Source organism: Citrobacter sp. MGH103, from assembly GCF_001034475.2.
Classification (GTDB): Bacteria; Pseudomonadota; Gammaproteobacteria; order Enterobacterales; family Enterobacteriaceae; genus Citrobacter; species Citrobacter freundii.
The window spans coordinates 4,505,743-4,525,417 of sequence record NZ_CP073043.1; the positions used below are offsets into that span (position 1 = coordinate 4,505,743).

Genomic DNA, 19,675 nt, shown 5'->3' on the forward strand with positions numbered 1-19,675 from the left:
TCCATATTAAGATGTTTTCGTTATATTTTTATTCCAGTCTTTCATATTTAACTTTTGCTTTATTAATTGGTTGAGTGGGATAACGCAGCAGTCACATTAATATGATTACATAGGCTGAAAGTGCCCTTTCTATCTTGCACAAAGAGGTGACATTTTAAACTTGCTTTGACACTGTCATGACATTGCTCCACCCTATTTGTAACAAGAAACCACACTGAAAATGTTGTCTTTAATCAATTGTAAGTGTATGTAAAATACCACTTTAGAGTTAGTAACACCCTTTGATTGCTCCCTCTTTTGTCTAATTCAGATACAGATCACCTTTTCAACAATCCTTTAGATAACTACATGTTATCGCGAGATTTAGTCAATTTTGCTAGCTCCCTTCAAAATTCAGTTTGTCGCTAATTTGCACAATTCGTTTATTGCGTGATCTGCCGCGCAAATACTAAACAAAACTCTCAAAGCCCCTACATTTAACGTTTATGAGACATATTATTAACATCCTACAAGGAGAACAAAAGCCATGAGCCAAATACATAAACACGCTATTCCCGCAAACATTGCGGATCGTTGCCTGATAAATCCGGAGCAGTACGCAGAGAAATACCAGCAATCCGTTAACGAACCCGACACATTTTGGGGCGAACAGGGAAAAATTCTTGATTGGATCAAGCCGTACAGCCAGGTGAAGAACACTTCCTTCGCACCAGGCAACGTGTCGATTAAATGGTACGAAGACGGCACCCTGAATCTGGCCGCAAACTGTCTTGACCGCCACCTGCAGGCAAACGGCGATCGTACCGCCATCATCTGGGAAGGCGATGACGCAACCCAAAGCAAAAACATTACCTATCGCAAGTTGCATCGCGATGTCTGCCGTTTCGCCAATACGCTACTGGATTTAGGCATTAAAAAAGGTGACGTGGTGGCCATTTATATGCCGATGGTGCCGGAAGCTGCGGTCGCCATGCTGGCCTGTGCCCGTATTGGCGCGGTGCATTCGGTCATCTTCGGTGGTTTCTCACCGGAAGCCGTCGCCGGACGTATTATCGACTCCAATTCACGCCTGGTGATCACCGCCGACGAAGGCGTACGCGCCGGGCGTGCTATCCCACTGAAAAAGAACGTGGATGATGCGCTGAAAAATCCAAATGTGAAAACCGTTGAACATGTGATCGTTCTCAAACGTACCGGTGGAAAAACGGAATGGCAGGAAGGTCGCGACCTGTGGTGGTCCGATCTTATCGAGAAGGCCAGCTCAGAACACCAGCCGGAAGAGATGAACGCGGAAGATCCGCTGTTTATCCTGTATACCTCCGGCTCAACCGGTAAGCCGAAAGGCGTACTGCACACTACCGGCGGGTATCTGGTCTACGCTGCAACTACCTTTAAGTATGTGTTTGATTACCATCAGGGCGATATCTATTGGTGTACCGCTGACGTAGGCTGGGTAACCGGGCACAGCTACCTGCTGTACGGTCCGCTGGCCTGCGGCGCAACCACGCTGATGTTCGAAGGCGTGCCAAACTGGCCTACCCCGGCGCGTATGTCGCAGGTTGTGGACAAGCATCAGGTCAATATACTGTATACCGCACCGACCGCCATTCGCGCCCTGATGGCGGAAGGCGATAAAGCGATTGAAGGCACTGACCGTTCGTCACTGCATATCCTGGGTTCAGTTGGCGAGCCGATCAACCCGGAAGCATGGGAGTGGTACTGGAAGAAGATCGGCAACGAAAAATGCCCGGTCGTCGATACCTGGTGGCAGACTGAAACCGGTGGATTCATGATCACCCCGCTGCCGGGCGCCACCGAACTGAAAGCCGGTTCTGCAACCCGTCCATTCTTTGGCGTACAGCCTGCGATTGTCGATAACGAAGGTAATCCGCTGGAAGGCGCGACCGAAGGCAATCTGGTGATTACCGACTCGTGGCCGGGCCAGGCGAGAACGCTGTTTGGCGATCACGAACGCTTTGAGCAAACCTACTTCTCTACCTTCAAGAATATGTACTTCAGCGGCGACGGCGCGCGCCGTGACGAAGATGGCTATTACTGGATCACCGGACGTGTGGACGATGTGCTGAACGTCTCCGGCCACCGTCTGGGAACAGCTGAAATCGAATCGGCGCTGGTGTCGCATCCGAAGATTGCCGAAGCCGCGGTGGTAGGGATTCCGCATAATATTAAAGGCCAGGCGATCTACGCTTACGTCACGCTGAATCACGGTGAAGAGCCGTCACCTGAGTTGTACGCCGAGGTTCGCAACTGGGTGCGTAAAGAAATTGGCCCGCTGGCAACGCCAGACGTGCTGCACTGGACCGACTCACTGCCGAAAACCCGCTCCGGCAAAATCATGCGCCGTATTCTGCGTAAAATCGCGGCGGGCGATACCAGCAATCTGGGCGATACCTCGACCCTCGCCGATCCTGGCGTCGTGGAGAAACTGCTCGAAGAGAAGCAGGCCATCGCGATGCCATCATAACCATAACTGTGAAATGCCCGATGGCGCGCAGCTTATCGGGCCTACAAATCCTATCCCTACCCCTCCCCTGACCGGGAGGGAAATATAAAAACCCTCCCCCAAAGGATTTCGCGTTGCAGGAAGGCGGCAAGCGAGCACATCCCCAGGAGCATAGTTCACTATGTGACTGGGGTGGGCGAGTGCGGCCAACGCACCTGCGGCGTGAAAGACGAAGGGGGTATCTCTGGAGACTCTGTGATGAATGACTCTATTTATCAGCGGATAGAAGACAGTGCGCGTTTCAGGGAGTTAGTAGAAAAACGGCAACGGTTTGCCACCATTCTGTCCATCATCATGCTGGCAGTTTATATCAGCTTTATTTTATTGATTGCCTTTGCGCCTGGCTGGCTGGGTACGCCGCTCCACGCAGGAACCAGCGTCACCCGCGGTATTCCGATTGGGGTCGGAGTGATCCTCATCTCCTTCATCCTGACCGGGATCTACATCTGGCGGGCAAACGGTGAATTCGATCGCCTGAACAATGCGGTTTTGCACGAGGTTAAAGCATCATGAAGAGAGTTCTGACGGCGCTTGCCGCCACGCTGCCCTTCGCCGCAAACGCGGCGGATGCTATTAGCGGTGCAGTCCAACGCCAGCCAACCAACTGGCAGGCGATTGTTATGTTCCTGATTTTCGTCATCTTTACGCTCGGCATTACCTACTGGGCGTCTAAGCGCGTACGTTCGCGTAATGACTACTACACCGCCGGCGGTAACATCACCGGTTTCCAGAACGGGCTGGCGATTGCGGGCGACTATATGTCGGCGGCATCGTTCCTTGGAATTTCCGCGCTGGTATTTACCTCCGGTTATGACGGGCTGATTTACTCACTCGGCTTCCTGGTCGGCTGGCCAATTATCCTGTTCCTGATTGCTGAGCGTTTGCGTAACCTCGGTCGTTACACCTTTGCTGACGTTGCTTCTTATCGTCTGAAGCAGGGTCCAATCCGTATTCTGTCGGCCTGTGGTTCCCTGGTGGTGGTCGCGCTGTATCTGATCGCCCAGATGGTCGGCGCAGGTAAACTGATTGAGCTGCTGTTTGGTCTGAACTATCACATCGCCGTCGTGCTGGTTGGCGTACTGATGATGATGTACGTTCTGTTTGGCGGCATGCTGGCAACCACCTGGGTACAGATCATTAAAGCTGTTCTGCTGCTGTTCGGCGCCAGCTTTATGGCCTTCATGGTAATGAAGCACGTCGGCTTCAGCTTCAACAACCTGTTCACTGAAGCGATGGCAGTACACCCGAAAGGCTCCGCGATTATGAGCCCGGGCGGTCTGGTAAAAGATCCGATATCCGCCCTGTCGTTAGGTCTTGGATTGATGTTCGGTACAGCAGGTTTGCCGCATATTCTGATGCGTTTCTTCACGGTCAGCGATGCCCGCGAAGCGCGTAAGAGCGTATTCTATGCCACCGGTTTTATGGGTTATTTCTACATCCTGACCTTTATCATCGGCTTTGGCGCGATCATGCTGGTAGGTGCTAATCCAGAGTACAAAGATGCTGCAGGCGCACTGATCGGTGGTAACAACATGGCGGCGGTTCACCTGGCGAATGCGGTGGGCGGTAACCTGTTCCTCGGCTTCATCTCTGCAGTGGCGTTTGCCACCATCCTGGCGGTGGTTGCCGGGCTGACGCTGGCTGGCGCTTCGGCAGTTTCTCACGACCTGTACGCCAACGTATTCCGCAAAGGCGCAACCGAACGTGAAGAGCTGAAGGTGTCAAAAATCACCGTACTGGTACTGGGTGTGATAGCCATCCTGCTCGGCGTGCTGTTTGAGAACCAGAACATCGCCTTCATGGTGGGTCTGGCGTTCGCCATCGCGGCCAGCTGCAACTTCCCGATCATCCTGCTTTCCATGTACTGGTCGCGTCTGACCACCCGTGGCGCAATGCTGGGTGGCTGGTTAGGTCTGTTAACAGCGGTAGTATTGATGATTCTCGGCCCAACCATTTGGGTCCAGATCCTCGGTCACGAAAAAGCCATTTTCCCGTATGAATATCCAGCGCTGTTCTCCATCAGCATAGCGTTCCTCGGGATCTGGTTCTTCTCTGCTACCGACAACTCAGAAGAAGGCAACCGCGAACGCGAGCAGTTCCGTGCTCAGTTCATCCGCTCCCAGACCGGGTACGGCGTAGAACAAGGTCGCGCGCACTAACCTCCCCTCTCCTCCGGCTTTCGGGCCGGAGGATTACATCCTTTCTTAGAACATCAGCCTCGCGACCAGCGGCGCCACCAATACCATCACCACACCGGAAAGCATCATTACCAGGCTGGCAACCACGCCCTCCTGCTGACCAAGCTCATAAGAGCGCGCCGTGCCTGCGCCATGCGATGCAGCGCCAAATCCTGCGCCTTTCGCCATTCCTTCACGAATGGAAAGGCGTAAAAACAGCACATCGCCGACCGCCATGCCGAATACGCCGGTCACCACCACGAACAAGGCCACCAGGTCCGGCTGCCCGCCCAATGGCTCTGCCGCTGCCAGCGCAAATGGCGTGGTGACGGAACGCACAGCCAGACTGCGTTGGATCTCATCAGGCAACATAAACAGGCGCGCCAGCCACACGGAACTGGTGACGGCTACCAGCGTTGCAGTTACCACGCCCGCCGTCAGCGACATCCAGTGACGCTTAATCACCGCAAGGTTGTCATACACCGGAACGGCAAAGGCGATGGTCGCCGGTCCTAACAACCACAGCAACCAGTGCGATTCACCAATATAGTTTTGCCAGGAGATATGGCCGAAGACTAGCATCAGCACCAGCAGGGCCGGGGTGAGAACTAATGGCATCAGCGGTAATTTACGAAAACGGCGATACAAACGCTTATTAGCAAAGTAGATACCCAGCGTAATCACCAGACACAACACGCTTAGCTGGAAATTACTCACGGTTTAACCTGCTCATTTCATAGCGATACACTTTATCCACCACCCACGCCGTGGCGCCGAGCACCATCAGCGTACTGATCGCAATGACGGCAAATATACGCCAGCCATCAACCAGCAACAGCTGCGTGTAGTTCACAACGGCGACCACCGCCGGGACAAAAAACAGCAGCATTTCAGCCAGTAACCAGCGAGCACCTGCGCGAATCCAGTTCAGCGGGATAACCCGGCAGACAATTAACGCCAGCATCAGCACCATCCCTACCAGGTTGGCAGGAAGCGGCAGATGCAGCCAGGAGACAAGATATTGAGCAAATACAAAGAGACCTGCGTACAACAGAACCTGAACGGGGATCTGGAGTCGATGAATAACAGCAGGCGTCACGCGGCTTATCGCCACAGCCATGAGGGTATGTCCTTAAAAAATAGAGAGCGCCAGTATAGAGAGCCCCCGTCCAGGACTGAAATGAATTAAACTCATTGCAGGCATAGTCTTAAGGAATAATCATGGATATCAGAACGCTGCGATATTTTGTTGAGGTGGTTCGTCAGCAGAGCTTTACTCGCGCAGCGGAGAAGCTTTTTGTCACCCAGCCCACCATCAGCAAGATGTTGAAGAACCTTGAAGACGAGCTTAATTGCACATTGCTCATCCGCGACGGGCGGCGGTTGTTGTTAACCGACACCGGACAGGTCGTTTTCGAACGCGGCCTGGCGATCCTCGCTGAGTTTCGCCAGCTTGAAGCTGAACTTAGCGACATTAATCACCTCAACAGGGGTGTGCTGCGCCTCGGTATCCCGCCGATGGTCGGTATGTTGATGGCCGGGCCTATCAGCCTGTTTCGCCAGCGCTATCCCGGCGTTGAGCTGAAGGTCTCTGAATTTGGCGGCTTAACCGTCCAGCAGGCGGTGATGAACGGCGATCTGGATGTCGCGATGACCGCGCTGCCGGTTGAAGAAGAGAGTGGTCTGGCGACCCTACCGCTTTTCAGTCATCCGCTCTGCGTGCTGGTCCCCCGCTCCGGTCAGTGGACAACATGCGAATCCATTTCCCCCGAGGCACTGGCGGAACATCCGCTACTGATCTACAACGAAGATTTCGCGTTGAGCCGCCAATTGCTTGAGCTGTTTAGCCAACACAACGTCAAGCCCCGCATCGCGGTGCGCAGCGGGCAGTGGGATTTTCTGGCTGCGATGGTACAAGCCGGAGTCGGGATTGCCATTTTACCGGAGCCGATTTGCCAGCGCCTGGATAAGCAAACGTTGCGCTGGATCCCTCTGGAGAGTGATTTACGCTGGCAATTGGGCATGATTTGGCGCGAAGGCGTGTATCTGTCGCACAGCGCCCAGGCGTGGCTCAAATGCTGTGAAGGGTTTTGGCTACCGCAAGCGTCGTAAAATGCCGGATGCAGCGCAAACGCCTTATCCGGCCTACATCGGTTTTGTAGGCCTGATAAGCGTAGCGCCATCAGGCACGTTCACCCATATTAAAATCCATTATTTCACCTGCCCAATTGTGTGGGAACAAACCACGCCTCACATCGCGATGAAATGTTGAAAAAGGCCATGTCTGTACCTGTTTTACCCACCCGTGCTTCACTGGGTTAATGTAAATATAATCAACATGCTGTCGATAATCGTGCTCATCGCGGATGGTATGTTCCCAAAAGCGAGGTTGCCAGATATGTCGGGCAGATAACGATCGCGTGAAATGCTTCTTAATTTCCCGCCAGCGGGATGAAAAATCAGCGTCATTTTCAGGCAACGTCCAGATGCAATGCATATGCTCAGGTAATACGACCCACGCATTGATATAAAAAGGTTTCATTTTTTGTACCGCAGAAATAGCACAACGTAACCGATCAATTTTTGATATCAGAAGCTGGCTTCGACGGTCCTGCAGATTTACCGTAAAAAACCAGGTTCCTCCGTTGATGTAATTTCGTCGATAGTTGGACATGTTTCCCCCTTTCCTCAACCGTATGGAGAAAAGAGGGAACAGACAAGACAAACAGATCAGTTCAGGAAAGCGGCTCGCAAATTACACGATGAATATTTTATGTAGGCCTGATAAGCGTAGCGCATCAGGCTCTCTCGTTTATTGATTCTCGATCAACAGCGCTTCCAGCAAGTCCAAATCGTGCAGCAGCTTTTGCAGCGTTTCATTGCTGATTTCCCGCGTCGCGCGCAGGTGATAAAGCTCTGCGCGTTCTGAACGCAACGCTGCCAGGCGGAAACGTCGCTCGAGGTTTTCTTCCTGCATCGAGCTTTCCACATCGTTGCGTCCGTCGGCGCGACGACGCAGGTTACCAATCACGCGGGAACTCACCTCGGTGAGTAACTGGTTATCGATGTTCTCTTCGGTGTCCGCGGCCAGTCGTTCCTCCATTTTCTGGATCGCGACAATCGCCACTTCTGCCGTAGCAGCGCGAGCAATACGTTCCTCTTTCTGCTGCTGCGAGTGGTCTGCCACTTCCAGATGTTGTAGCAGAATCGGCAACATCACCACGCCAACAAACAGCGAGAACAGAATCACGCCTGCGGCAAGGAAGATCAGCTCATATCGCGCCGGGAATCCGCTACCATCCGGTAACAACAGTGGAATGGAGAGCACACCGGCGAGGGTAATTGCTCCGCGTACACCGGCAAAGGAGGCGATCAGGATTTCACGCGTTGTCCAGGAGCCGAATTCCATTGGTTTTTTCTTCAGGAAGCGCAGACTGAATTTTTTCATCGTCCACAGCCAGCCAAAACGTACCAGCATCAGCGCCACGTAAATCAGCACGATATCGGTAAACAGCATCCAGATTTCAACGTTCGGATCGACCTCTGCCGCTGCTAAGGAAGACTCCAGAATCCCCGGTAACTGTAGCCCTAACAACAAGAAGACCATGCCGTTAAACACAAACTCCAGCATTGCCCAGGTACTGTTAGCACGTAAACGCATCGCCAGCGGTGCGCGGCGCATCACCCCGGAACGGGTGATCGTCATCCCGGCAGCGACCGCCGCGAGGATACCGGAAACACCGATGTGTTCCGCAATCAGGTAAGACGCAAACGGCAGCAGGAACAGCAGGACGATTTGCGTTGCCGGCTCGTCACCGCCCCAGCGGCTGAGGAAGCGCAGGGAGCGCCCATACAGCCAACTGACGACAAAACCAGCCAGGATGCCGCCAATCGCCACTTTGAAGAACTCAAGCGTTGCGCCACCAACGGTAAATACCATCGTCCCCATCGCCACGGCGACGGCAAACTTCAGAGAGACCAGACCGGAGGCGTCGTTCATCAACGCTTCGCCCTGCAGGATGCCCATGATTTTCTTCGGTATGCGCCCCTCCCCCACAATGCCGGAAAGGGCAACAGCATCGGTTGGCGAAAGGACGGCGGCCAGCGCAAAGGCTGGGATAAGTGGTATCCCCGGCACCAGCCAGTAAATCATAAATCCAATGCCGACCACAGTGACCAGCACCAGCGCCAGCGCAAGGCCGAAGATCTCTCGCCCATGCTCGAGAAACTCACGCGTTGGCGTCTTCCAGCCATCGGCAAAGAGCAGCGGCGGGATGAACAGCACCAAAAACAGCTCAGGATCGAATTCCACATGCAAACCAAACGTCGGCCACGCCAGCAAGGCGCCGATGGCGATCTGCATTAGGGGTAAAGGGAGTTGGAAGGGCAATACGCGAGTAAATACCCCCGACAGCGAGACCACAAGGGTCATGATGAGTATGGTGAAAAAGATTTCCATGCGTTCCCTGTTTGCGATGTTTCTTATGATTGGTGATGAGAGGCGTCGTGCCTCAATTCTATCTAATTGAGAGTAACGCAAAAGACAACGAGTGTGTTCTGAAAATAAAAACGGGCGGCCAAAGCCACCCGTTTTGAGGATCTTTATCGAACAAAAATCAGATAGCCCAGCCGCCCGCGTAGAAGGCCACCAGCGCGATAGCGATAACCACCGTGCCGATGTTCAGCTTGCGCCATTCGCCAGAGACAAGACGGCCAATCACCAGGGTAGCAAAGCCAATCATAATGCCGGTAACGATGTTACAGGTCAGCACGATAAATACGGCCGTTACCAGACCCGCCATTGCGTCGACAAAGTCAGCAAAGTCGATTTTCGCAACGTTGCTCAGCATCAACAGGCCCACATACATCAGTGCAGGCGCCGTTGCGTATACCGGTACAAGATACGAGAGCGGAGAGAGGAACAGGATCAGCAGGAACAGGACGCCAACGGTGATCGCCGTCAGGCCAGTTTTACCGCCTGCCGCCGTACCCGCTGCGGATTCAATGTATACCGCCGCAGGAGCAGCGCCCACCAGACCAGAGAACACGCTGCTCAGGGAGTCGGTGGTCAGCGCTTTGCCGCCGTCGATAATCTGTCCGTCTTTATCCAGCAAATTCGCCTGTCCGGCTACGGCACGAATGGTGCCGGTCGCATCGAAGACGGCGGTCATAACCAGCGCCAGCACGCTCGGCAGAACGATAGGATTCAGTGCGCCCATTATATCCAGGCTGCCGATCAGCGAGTTGCCGTTTTCGTCGCTCAGAGACGGCATGGCAAAAATACCGGAGAAATGCACGGCCGGGTCGAAAATCAGGCCAACAATGGAAATACCGATAATAGTCAGCAGGATGCCGCCCGGTACTTTCAGTTTTTCGAGGCCAATAATCACCGCCAGACCAACCAGCGACATAATCACCGGGAAGGTATCGAAGTCACCCAGCGCAACCGGCAGACCGTCCAGCGGATTCTTAATCACCAGACCAACGCCGTTTGCCGCAATCAGCAGCAGGAACAGGCCGATACCGATTCCCGTACCGTGCGCAACGCCCTGCGGCAGATTGCGCAGGATCCAGCTACGAATACCCGTCGCGGAAATGATGGTAAACAGGACGCCCATCAGGAACACCGCGCCCAGCGCAACGGGCACGCTGATATGTTGTCCCAATACCAGGCTGAATGCGGTAAACGCCGTCAGAGAAATGGCGCAACCAATCGCCAGCGGCAGATTTGCCCACAGGCCCATGACAATAGAACCGACGCCCGCGACCAGGCAGGTTGCCACAAATACAGCGGCAGGCGGGAATCCGGCTTTACCCAGCATCCCTGGAACCACAATAACGGAGTAAACCATGGCGAGGAACGTCGTTAATCCGGCAACGACTTCCTGACGAACGGTACTGCCGCGAAGCGAAATTTTAAACCAGGCGTCGAGTGAACCGCCGGTACGCGCTGAAGGCGTAGACATAGAAAACATCCCCTGAGAGTTTATTTTTTCGTCATTATGCGTGCTGGACAATCCACTGCCTGCTAAACGTTTTCTCCATGTGCCAGGTTTGCGTCATTAGGGGTGTCGCAAAAAAGCAAACGTTTAGCTCCGCGCATAAAAAACGGGTGGTAAAAAAAAGCAAACGATTATCCAGCGATCATACGCCGGTTTTCAACTGAACTTTGCCGCTTTTTACTCATTTCTTCTTATAACGCACAATAAACAACCAGTCGATGCGCAAACGTTATCGTCAATGCGCAATCTGGTAACAAATTTCGCCAGATTGTCGCAACAATCGTTCTTATTTTTCGCGCAAACTCGCGCAAGAAAACCGGTGAAGATGCGGTAATTTTTTTGGCTAAAAAATCATCATTTGACTGGCAAATGGAGGGAGGTAGCTTACACTTACATTATCAACACAGGCCGGAACCTCCCCTAATGTGCTCGACTGAGGGGTGTTGATGTCGGGGGAAACCCTCCCGTGAACCAGCGGGATAGAGTGAAAGACAAAGACCGGAACCAAACTAAAGCGCCCTCTGTGGCGCTTTAGTTTTATACCCGTCATATATTTAAACCAATCAATCATCTTCCAGCAGTCGCGCCCCGGTTCCTTGCTCGCCCAGCTGATCGCCTGGGTTACGCAACGGGCAATCGCTGCGCGACAAGCAGCCGCAACCAATACATCCATCCAGCTCATCACGTAGCGACACCAAAGTATGAATGCGTCGGTCCAGCTCTTCACGCCATTGCGAAGAGAGCTGTTTCCACTCTTTAGCGCTAAGTGAATGTCCTTCAGGTAATACGCCCAGCGCGTCGCCAATCGTTGCCAGCGGGATCCCAATACGTTGAGCAATCTTGATAATCGCCACGTAACGCAACACATCACGTTTGTAGCGACGCTGATTACCGCTGTTGCGCATGCTGCTGATTAACCCTTTGCTTTCATAGAAATGCAGGGTCGAAACTGCCACGCCGCTACGCTTTGCAACTTCACCTGGCGTGAGCAGCGCTTTTATCCGGGGTAATTTCTTTTCCATAAATCGCTTTACCTCAAGTTAACTTGAGGAATTATACTCGCCCACAGACAAAACGACGAATCGAATACTGAGAAAGAGGCAGCCCTATGTCCCATCAGCAGATTATTCAGACCCTTATTGAATGGATTGATGAACATATCGATCAGCCGCTGAACATTGAGGCGGTTGCGAAAAAATCAGGTTACTCGAAGTGGTATTTACAGAGAATGTTCCGCACGGTGACGCGCCAGACGCTGGGTGACTACATCCGCCAGCGACGACTTCTGCTGGCGGCGGTTGAACTGAGGACGACTGAGCGACCTATTTTCGATATCGCGATGGATCTTGGTTATGTATCGCAACAAACCTTTTCGCGCGTGTTTCGCCGCGAGTTTGATCGTACCCCCAGCGATTACCGCCACCGCCTGTAAGCTTATTGCCCGCTCTGCGTCAGTATGGCGGGCGACCGTTGTATCCAGTGCATGAACTCCTGAGACGGCAGCGCCTTCGCAAAATACCAGCCCTGACAATACTGTACGCCGCGTTCAAGCAGCCATTCGATTTGTTCCTTCGTTTCCACCCCTTCCGCAATCGTCTTCAGGTGTAAGCTTTGCGCCATCTCAATAATATGTTCGGCAATCAAGTGACTGGTGCTGTTAGTGGACAACGTGCTAATAAACGATTTGTCGATCTTCAGGATATCGACATTCAGCGCTGACAAATTATGCAGATTGGAATATCCCGTGCCAAAATCATCAAATGCCACTTCATAACCCGCCTTGCGGAACGCCTGGATTACTGGGGTCATTTTATGTACATCTATGAACCCCCGCTCCGTCACTTCGACTTTAATTTGCTGGGCCGCCACGGAGTACTCACGATTTTTGTCGTTAATCAGAGCAATCAATCGGGATGAATGAAAGTCAGAAGCGGAAAGGTTAATCGAGATATAAAGCTGAGGATGCGCCGAAAGAAAATACCCCAAATCGTTGAACACCTCTTCAACGACATAATCCGTGATCCGCTCAATCATTCCCTCTTTTTCAGCCAACGGAATAAACTCCGTCGGGCTCATCACCTCACCTTTACAACCCGGCCAGCGCAGCAGAGCTTCAGCACCAACACATTGCCCATTCTTAATATCAATGATCGGCTGGTAATGCAGGCAAAGCTGACGTTTTTTGATCGCGCGTTTTAGTAAGCGCCGGGGAGATAAGTATTCCTGGCGCGTGCGCCACCACATTAGCAGTATCAGGATGCTGCAGATAATCCCGAAGGGAATGGTTAACACCGCCTCGTGATAGAAAATCTGACTTACGCGGTTGTCTGAGGTCGACACAATGATCGCAATTGGGCGTTTTTCTGAATGCACGATGGTGTAAAAGCGATCGTCTTGTTGAAAGGTCGAGGCTTCACCGCGTACGAGAGGCGCGAATTGCGCAATATTTGCCGCTTCGCTGGCAGAGAAAAACGTATCTGTTACTGTGTCATATACGCCCCAGGACAGATCCGGATCATCTGACATGACTTCGCTGTAGGATAATGGATTTATGACTGCGACGTAGTTCCCACGTTGCATGTACGTCATTCTGTAGCCAGCGAAAAAAGGGGTATCGCGGTAGTAATAGATGGCGATATCCGGCGTACGTTTATAGTCGGCTGTCGGCATAATATAAGTAACAGTCGGCGCCATAGACGTAGAGCACAAAAAATGATCGCCCTGCGCATAAATTAGCTCACTGATATATAAACGACCGCGAATAATATTCAGCATACTTTTCTGATGTGCCGGGGTACACATCTTACCCTGATACAACTGGGCCATATCACGCGCCAAATCGGCTTGTAGGATTACCAATTCTGTTTTATTTAACACCAGTTGAGCAAAAGAGCGGAGTTGGTTATGGGTTTCGGTCATCGCCCGGATATGTGCAAACCAAATCGCCAGCACCACGGGGAACAATACCACCATGAATGTTCCCAGGAACTTCAGCATCTTGCGTCGCGCACTGTGATTCATGTCAGCCCTATTTCCCTGTTTCGTATATGCCAGAACCCATCAAGGCAGGATGCTATAAACACCGACTGATTAAGTTGCATGAATCTATCAGTATTAGCAACAGACTTCTCTATGTAAAAGTCTGATAATAGTTGATGATGATATTATTTTTCCGTAAGGCAAACTTAAAGTTATGCTTATTTCATAACGTGATTATCCCCACGGAGTAATTTTTTATGAGCATTATCCTGGCTGCGTTTAAGAAATTCATTAAAGTTTTTTAACGTTTAATTTAGGATAAATATAACAAGCAGATTACATACATGTTTAAAACATGGTTATTTACTATCAACCCTTCATTAAATTAAACCACACACTCAGAGTGGTTTTAGGCCTACAAAAATAGCATCCGATAGTGGTGAACAAACGACCATATGTGATATAGTTCACAAAATAATGTAACAGAAACAATGTTTCATTGATGTTATTGCCCGTCGATAGCCAGAGTACTACACCCTCGGTGAACACCCCCGCGCTGTCCTGGGCATCCAGACTTTCTGAGGACGTTTTTCATGGCAACAATAACAACTGGCGTGGTTCTTCTGCGGTGGCAACTACTCAGCGCGGTACTGATGTTTTTAGCCAGTACGCTCAATATCCGTTTTCGTAAATCAGATTATATTGGCCTGGCCGTCATTAGCAGCGGTTTGGGGCTGGTGTTTGCCTGCTGGTTTGCGACTGGATTGCTCGGCATAACCCTGGTGGATATGTCCACTATCTGGCAGAACATTGAAACCGTGATGGTTGATGTGATGAGCCACACACCGCCAGACTGGCCGATGGTGTTGAACTGATAACAACAGCGTGTCCGACCAGGAACATACCCGGTCGGACACGGTTTTAAGCGATAACGATGGAACTGACATTCCGCTAACCGCTTACCACTCCATACGGAAACCTGCGTTCACCTGCCAGTTCATATCAATGTCGCCTCCAGCCGATCTTTCCAGGTCAACGTACAGTCGGGAATTATTGTTCTGAGTAAGATGGATATTGGTACCAATACCGTAGTTAATCCACGAGTCACTTCCTCCCTCGCGAACCGTCATGGACGCATCTTTACCCCACACGGTGACATCACGATCGCCGGCAAACTCGTGCAGCAGAGCCAGCTTCACATAAATGTCGCTGTCCGGGCGTTCTTCAAAGCGATAACCTCCGCGCAATCCGACGCGACCAATCACGCTGTCGATATCGTTCTGACGAACCCGCAGCCCGCTGCTGGTGGTATAACGAGCTTCATCCAACCGGGTATATACGAGCTGCGCTTGCGGTTCGATGAAAGAGGACTCTCCCAGACTAAACTCACGACCGTATTCTGCGCTGGCGCTGATTGACCACGTGCTGCTATCCGCCATCCCCGTGTTGCCGTACACATTTCGGTAGTTAAAATCACTCTCATGGCGGCTATATTTCAGCACCAGATCCAGGTAGTCCTGTTTCTCCGGACGATTCCATGCAGCATAAAGTGAACCACCGTAGCTCTTGTTATCACCCGTGCCATAAGTAAAGTCAGCGTTACCTCTCATGTAATGTGCCGCAATGCCTCGCGTCCAGACTGAGTGTTCACCTTCCTCTTTATTGTCATAGCCAAGCTGCCAGAAGCTATACAGGTTTTTGAAATAGCTGCCATTATCGCTTTCCATTTCGCCACCTTTGTAGCGTATCCACAGACCATTTTGCTGCTGATTCTGGCGTAATTCCCCTAAACGCTCATTCAGGCTGTCGATTTCGAGACGAGCGGTGGCCGCCGCGTAGTTCAACCCGGCATTGGCAATCGCGGTGTTGCTCGCCGCACTGGCTTTCGTTGAAACCCCCGTGATATACCAGTTTGTGCCATACTGACTTGCCGGATCGCCCTCCCGGATATCAGAACGCAGTAGCGGTTTATAGTCATATACATACTCGTTAGTGATATCGACTTTATCGTACGCTTCGAACGTCACATTGCTGGCAGCATCGGCAACCCAGATATCGTCTTGCAGATCGCTGAGCTTATTAATATTTAACGCCTCAATGGCATGAGTTCCCCCGGTGCTGCTCTTAACGACTTCGATAAAGTCGCTACCATTACGCCGCTGCTCATCGGTTTTATTGGTGTTTACATCAATCAGGAAAATACCGTTGTTGCCTTTCAGATCGTGAATCTTCACGGTTTCGTTGATGCTCTGATTAGTATGCAGGTTAAAACCGTGCAGGTTTACCATCCCGCCGTCTTGCAACGTAATGGCGCTTATCAGAGCGTCTTGGCCATCCGGGATCCAGTAGGCATGATTCGTCAGCGTCAGATTCAAATCTCCCGTCCATTTACCGCTGTCGGTATCCAGGTAATTCGCTTCATGCCCATGCCAGAATGACTCTGCGCCATTGAGGGTAATATTCATCTGACTGGTGTGAGTATATAACTTATCGCCGAAGTCTATATTTCCTAATAAATTAACCTTGTTCTCGCCCGACTGATTAATATTAACGATACTACCATCTTTAGCACTGACTGCATCGCTTTTTGATGAGCCATCAGGATAACCGCTGTTGTTCTCCAGCAGTTCTTTAAAATTACTGGCGTAAGTATTAATGTAAACATCGCCACCGTTCGCCGTAATAGTTGAACCTGCACCGCGAGCATAGATTCCATTATTTGCCAGCGTGGCATCTTCCCCATCGTTGGTATGTTCAACCTCTGAACGGATGTACACATTGCCGTTTACAGAGATATTCGCGCCGCTTCCCGCATACAACGCGGTATTGTTATGGGTATATTTAGAACCGATTAAGAAAGTATTTTTCAGACTAAAGTTATCAATGGTGACGTTGGTGTCCTGACCTTCGGCGGATAAGCCAAAAAAAGCCAGTCCTGCGCGGTGTTCCTGCTGTGTGGTTCCGCTAATATTAACGTTGTAATTGCCAATATGATACTCTCCCGCCTGGTCTTTGGTGATGCTGCCAATCTTCACCTCAAGACCGTTGTTTTCATCTCGCACAGGGTTATCAATATTCACCGTGATGTCATAGTTTTTGTCATCAGCAATCGTATCCCGAATGATGATCCCTTCCTGACCACCATCAACATCTATATAATTTAGTTCATAGTTTTTTGCACTCGCTAATCCAGCACAAACCAACTGTGCCGCGGTAAATGAAAGTGCGAAGGGTATTATTGCTTTAGGGTTTATCTTCCGTTGATACATAATCAGCTCCATAATAAATAGTTTATCAAAGCATTTATCAACCCCCCACTAATAAAAAGCAGCGGATAATAAACGTATTTTCATTAACGAAGAATTGATTAGCCAAAAGTATTATTTAAAGCCAGACATTAATTTGTCAATATTTACCATGCAATAAAATACATTTTTTCCATTAATTTAATTAAATATTATTCGCCGGGAAACTATCTCAAAAAGAAGAATTTGAATGTACGACACATATCCACCAATTATTATCTTCATATTTTCTTTTATTATTCGACAATACCTACATTTATTTTTATTTCCCATGGTTATAAATAAATATTATCGAATGTTAGCGCCTATCAACTCGCATTAAATGAATCATCAAGCAGCGATGATAAACCAGAAAATACCGAATAATTAATTCTGAATAAGAGATGTAAAAAAACCCCGTCGCAACGGGGTTTTCATTAGTACGAACGTTAATACGTTCAGCTATCTTAACTGCGGTTATGAACACCTGTGAATAATATTTTCAATTAAATTTCATAAAAATCATGGCATTGTATTGCATATTTATATTTATGTAATGATTTACGTAATATTTTATGTGTCGCCATAGGAAAAAATTTACATTTTGGAACCGTAACACCGTATGATTCTAGGTATTGCTGTCAGTAATCCCCAGAGATAGTGGGGGTAGTCGACTCCAAATGACATGCTTCTATTGACTTAATCACATTTTTGTTCAAGGTAAGAATTATATGTTTATGAATCAAAAACGATAGGGAACATTATTAAATCCCATCATGAAAGATGATTACTAAAATGGAATAAATAAATGCTGAGCTACTCAATATAACTCAGCTATTTTTAATCACAAGCTAATATATTTCGTCGCATATCTGAATTCTGGAAGTTTTTCTTTGAATAAATTGAAAAAACTTCTATTATGCGTAGTTATAATAACTTGCTTACCAAATCGTCTTGCAAATAACTTACATAAATCTATTAACGCATAGCTATTCAAATCATCCATACTTTGAACCGGATCGTCGATTATTATAGCATTTATCCCACAGTCTATTTTTCTCGCATGGTCAGCAAGAAAAATACAAATTGAAAGAATATTTATTTGCGCTTCACTTAAATAATATACAGGCGTTGTACTCTCACTATTTTCATCTGAGTGAGCTTGTATATAAATACCTTTATTACCACTACTCAAATCAACCTTAAACTTTATTTTATCATACTTTAAATGTGGTTCAATATACATAAACATATCGTTGAGTATATCATTATTTATACTGCTGCTCGCTAACTCAGGAAAATATTCAAGTGCATCTTCCAATGATTTATTTAAGCTCGTAATGTTTTCAGCACCTTTTTTTAGTTCTCCTTCTTTATTCTGTTTTTGAGATTTATAGTCATCTAATAAATTTTGTCTGTTAAAGGCATCTTTCTCAATTTTAAGCCATTCGTTTAGAGAATAAAACAGCCCTTCTAACTTAGTAATCACATCAACAAGATCTGTTATCTTATTGATGACCTGCTCCCCGTTGATTAGTACACCCCGATGTTAGTAATGTCTTCATAAGCCACATGAGGACATCCCCATGAAGAAGCGTTTTTCCGACGAACAGATCATCAGTATTCTCCGCGAAGCCGAAGCTGGGGTACCCGCCCGTGAACTCTGCCGCAAGCATGCCATTTCCGATGCCACGTTTTACATCTGGCGTAAGAAGTATGGCGGTATGGAGGTGCCTGAAGTTAAGCGCCTGAAGTCGCTTGAGGAAGAGAACGCCAGACTCAAGAAGCTGCTTGCCGAAGCCATGCTGGATAAAGAGGCGCTTCAGGTGGCTCTTGGGCGAAAGTACTGACGACAGACCAGAAGCGGGAAGCCGTGATGTTGATGTGTGATGCGACCGGTCTGTCGCAACGTCGTGCCTGCAGGCTTACAGGTTTATCCCTGTCGACCTGCCGCTATGAGGCTCACCGTCCGGCTGCTGATGCGCATTTATCAGGGCGCATCACTGAGCTGGCACTGGAGCGCAGGCGTTTTGGCTACCGTCGTATTTGGCAGTTGCTGCGCCGTGAAGGGCTTCATGTTAATCATAAGCGCGTGTACCGGCTTTATCACCTCAGTGGCCTGGGCGTAAAACGCAGAAGACGTCGTAAAGGGCTGGCAACAGAACGTCTGCCGCTGCTCCGTCCGGCGGCGCCCAATCTGACCTGGTCGATGGATTTCGTCATGGACGCACTTTCCACCGGTCGCAGGATCAAGTGTCTTACCTGCGTCGATGATTTCACAAAGGAATGCCTGACGGTCACTGTTGCCTTTGGGATTTCAGGCGTTCAGGTCACGCGTATTCTGGACAGCATTGCACTGTTTCGAGGCTATCCGGCGACGATAAGAACTGACCAGGGGCCGGAGTTCACTTGCCGTGCTCTGGATCAATGGGCCTTTGAGCATGGTGTTGAGTTGCGCTTAATCCAGCCGGGCAAGCCAACGCAGAACGGATTTATTGAGAGCTTTAACGGACGATTTCGCGATGAATGTTTGAATGAGCACTGGTTCAGCGATATCGTTCATGCCAGGAAAATTATTAATGACTGGCGGCAGGATTATAACGAATGCCGCCCGCACTCCACGCTGAATTATCAGACACCGTCTGAATTTGCAGCGGGCTGGAGAAAGGGTCATTCTGAGAATGAAGATTCCGACGTTACTAACTGAGT

Annotated in this window: 16 protein-coding genes; 7 read left to right on the forward strand and 9 right to left on the reverse strand. The window is 49.9% G+C overall.

What is annotated here, in order from left to right; translation table 11 throughout:
- Positions 1-526: 526 nt before the first annotated feature.
- The 3 genes from acs to actP all read left to right on the forward strand — a co-directional run bounded on the left by acs (position 527) and on the right by actP (position 4,683).
- Complete coding sequence (gene acs / locus SK33_RS21760) at positions 527-2,485, forward strand: acetate--CoA ligase (RefSeq protein WP_048220050.1); 1,959 nt, start codon at positions 527-529, stop codon at positions 2,483-2,485.
- 237 nt (positions 2,486-2,722) lie between these two features.
- Positions 2,723-3,037: a DUF485 domain-containing protein gene (locus SK33_RS21765; RefSeq protein ID WP_016155370.1), complete on the forward strand. Its 315-nt coding sequence runs from the start codon at positions 2,723-2,725 to the stop codon at positions 3,035-3,037.
- A complete protein-coding gene (gene actP, locus SK33_RS21770; protein WP_003031747.1) occupies positions 3,034-4,683 on the forward strand; it encodes a cation/acetate symporter ActP in 1,650 nt (549 codons plus the stop codon). Before SK33_RS21765 ends, actP begins: the two co-directional genes overlap by 4 nt.
- A gap of 45 nt (positions 4,684-4,728) precedes the next feature.
- On the opposite strand, the gene SK33_RS21775 is transcribed toward actP, so the two are convergent.
- Together SK33_RS21775 and SK33_RS21780 are read right to left on the reverse strand one after the other, a co-directional pair.
- Positions 4,729-5,418 carry an LrgB family protein gene (locus SK33_RS21775; protein ID WP_003031745.1) on the reverse strand — a complete coding sequence of 230 codons (690 nt, stop codon included), beginning with the start codon at positions 5,416-5,418 and terminating at the stop codon, positions 4,729-4,731.
- The gene (locus SK33_RS21780) at positions 5,411-5,821 is read right to left on the reverse strand and encodes a CidA/LrgA family protein (RefSeq protein WP_003031742.1); all 411 of its coding nucleotides are present in this window, start codon (positions 5,819-5,821) and stop codon (positions 5,411-5,413) included. The genes SK33_RS21775 and SK33_RS21780 overlap by 8 nt, the downstream gene beginning before the upstream one ends.
- A gap of 101 nt (positions 5,822-5,922) precedes the next feature.
- Between SK33_RS21780 and SK33_RS21785 the strand changes: the two genes are divergently transcribed.
- On the forward strand, positions 5,923-6,813 hold the full coding sequence (locus SK33_RS21785) for a LysR family transcriptional regulator (RefSeq protein WP_003844732.1): 891 nt from the start codon (positions 5,923-5,925) through the stop codon (positions 6,811-6,813).
- A gap of 70 nt (positions 6,814-6,883) precedes the next feature.
- On the opposite strand, the gene SK33_RS21790 is transcribed toward SK33_RS21785, so the two are convergent.
- From SK33_RS21790 to soxR, 4 genes are all read right to left on the reverse strand, one after another.
- Complete coding sequence (locus SK33_RS21790; protein ID WP_044715244.1) at positions 6,884-7,375, reverse strand: REP-associated tyrosine transposase; 492 nt, start codon at positions 7,373-7,375, stop codon at positions 6,884-6,886.
- A gap of 138 nt (positions 7,376-7,513) precedes the next feature.
- Positions 7,514-9,160 (reverse strand): Na+/H+ antiporter, encoded by a 1,647-nt coding sequence (locus tag SK33_RS21795; protein ID WP_003031737.1) that lies wholly within the window; start codon positions 9,158-9,160, stop codon positions 7,514-7,516.
- A 157-nt stretch (positions 9,161-9,317) separates the two neighbouring features.
- Complete coding sequence (gene ghxP, locus SK33_RS21800) at positions 9,318-10,667, reverse strand: guanine/hypoxanthine transporter GhxP (protein ID WP_003031735.1); 1,350 nt, start codon at positions 10,665-10,667, stop codon at positions 9,318-9,320.
- A gap of 599 nt (positions 10,668-11,266) precedes the next feature.
- Positions 11,267-11,725: a redox-sensitive transcriptional activator SoxR gene (soxR, locus tag SK33_RS21805; protein ID WP_003031733.1), complete on the reverse strand. Its 459-nt coding sequence runs from the start codon at positions 11,723-11,725 to the stop codon at positions 11,267-11,269.
- 86 nt (positions 11,726-11,811) lie between these two features.
- Here soxR and soxS point away from each other — a divergent pair, with 86 nt between their 5' ends.
- Positions 11,812-12,135, forward strand: a complete 324-nt coding sequence (soxS, locus tag SK33_RS21810; protein ID WP_003031731.1) for a superoxide response transcriptional regulator SoxS — start codon at positions 11,812-11,814, stop codon at positions 12,133-12,135.
- Positions 12,136-12,137: 2 nt separating this feature from the next.
- On the opposite strand, the gene SK33_RS21815 is transcribed toward soxS, so the two are convergent.
- Positions 12,138-13,724 carry an EAL domain-containing protein gene (locus tag SK33_RS21815; RefSeq protein ID WP_048220046.1) on the reverse strand — a complete coding sequence of 529 codons (1,587 nt, stop codon included), beginning with the start codon at positions 13,722-13,724 and terminating at the stop codon, positions 12,138-12,140.
- A 551-nt stretch (positions 13,725-14,275) separates the two neighbouring features.
- On the opposite strand from SK33_RS21815, the gene SK33_RS21820 reads away from it, so the two are divergent.
- Entirely contained in the window at positions 14,276-14,557 is a 282-nt protein-coding gene (locus tag SK33_RS21820) for a YjcB family protein (protein ID WP_044715249.1), read from the forward strand.
- 84 nt (positions 14,558-14,641) lie between these two features.
- Here the strand turns inward: SK33_RS21820 and SK33_RS21825 are convergent, their stop codons facing one another.
- Both SK33_RS21825 and SK33_RS21830 read right to left on the reverse strand, forming a co-directional pair.
- A complete protein-coding gene (locus SK33_RS21825) occupies positions 14,642-16,951 on the reverse strand; it encodes an autotransporter family protein (protein ID WP_048220044.1) in 2,310 nt (769 codons plus the stop codon).
- Between the two features lie 859 nt (positions 16,952-17,810).
- Entirely contained in the window at positions 17,811-18,455 is a 645-nt protein-coding gene (locus SK33_RS21830; RefSeq protein WP_048220043.1) for an AAA family ATPase, read from the reverse strand.
- 97 nt (positions 18,456-18,552) lie between these two features.
- On the opposite strand from SK33_RS21830, the gene SK33_RS21835 reads away from it, so the two are divergent.
- A protein-coding gene (locus SK33_RS21835; RefSeq protein WP_096147877.1) for an IS3-like element ISSen4 family transposase occupies positions 18,553-19,673 on the forward strand; the annotation gives its coding sequence in 2 pieces (ribosomal slippage) (positions 18,553-18,811 and positions 18,811-19,673; 1,122 coding nt in all).
- The last annotated feature ends 2 nt before the right edge of the window (positions 19,674-19,675 follow it).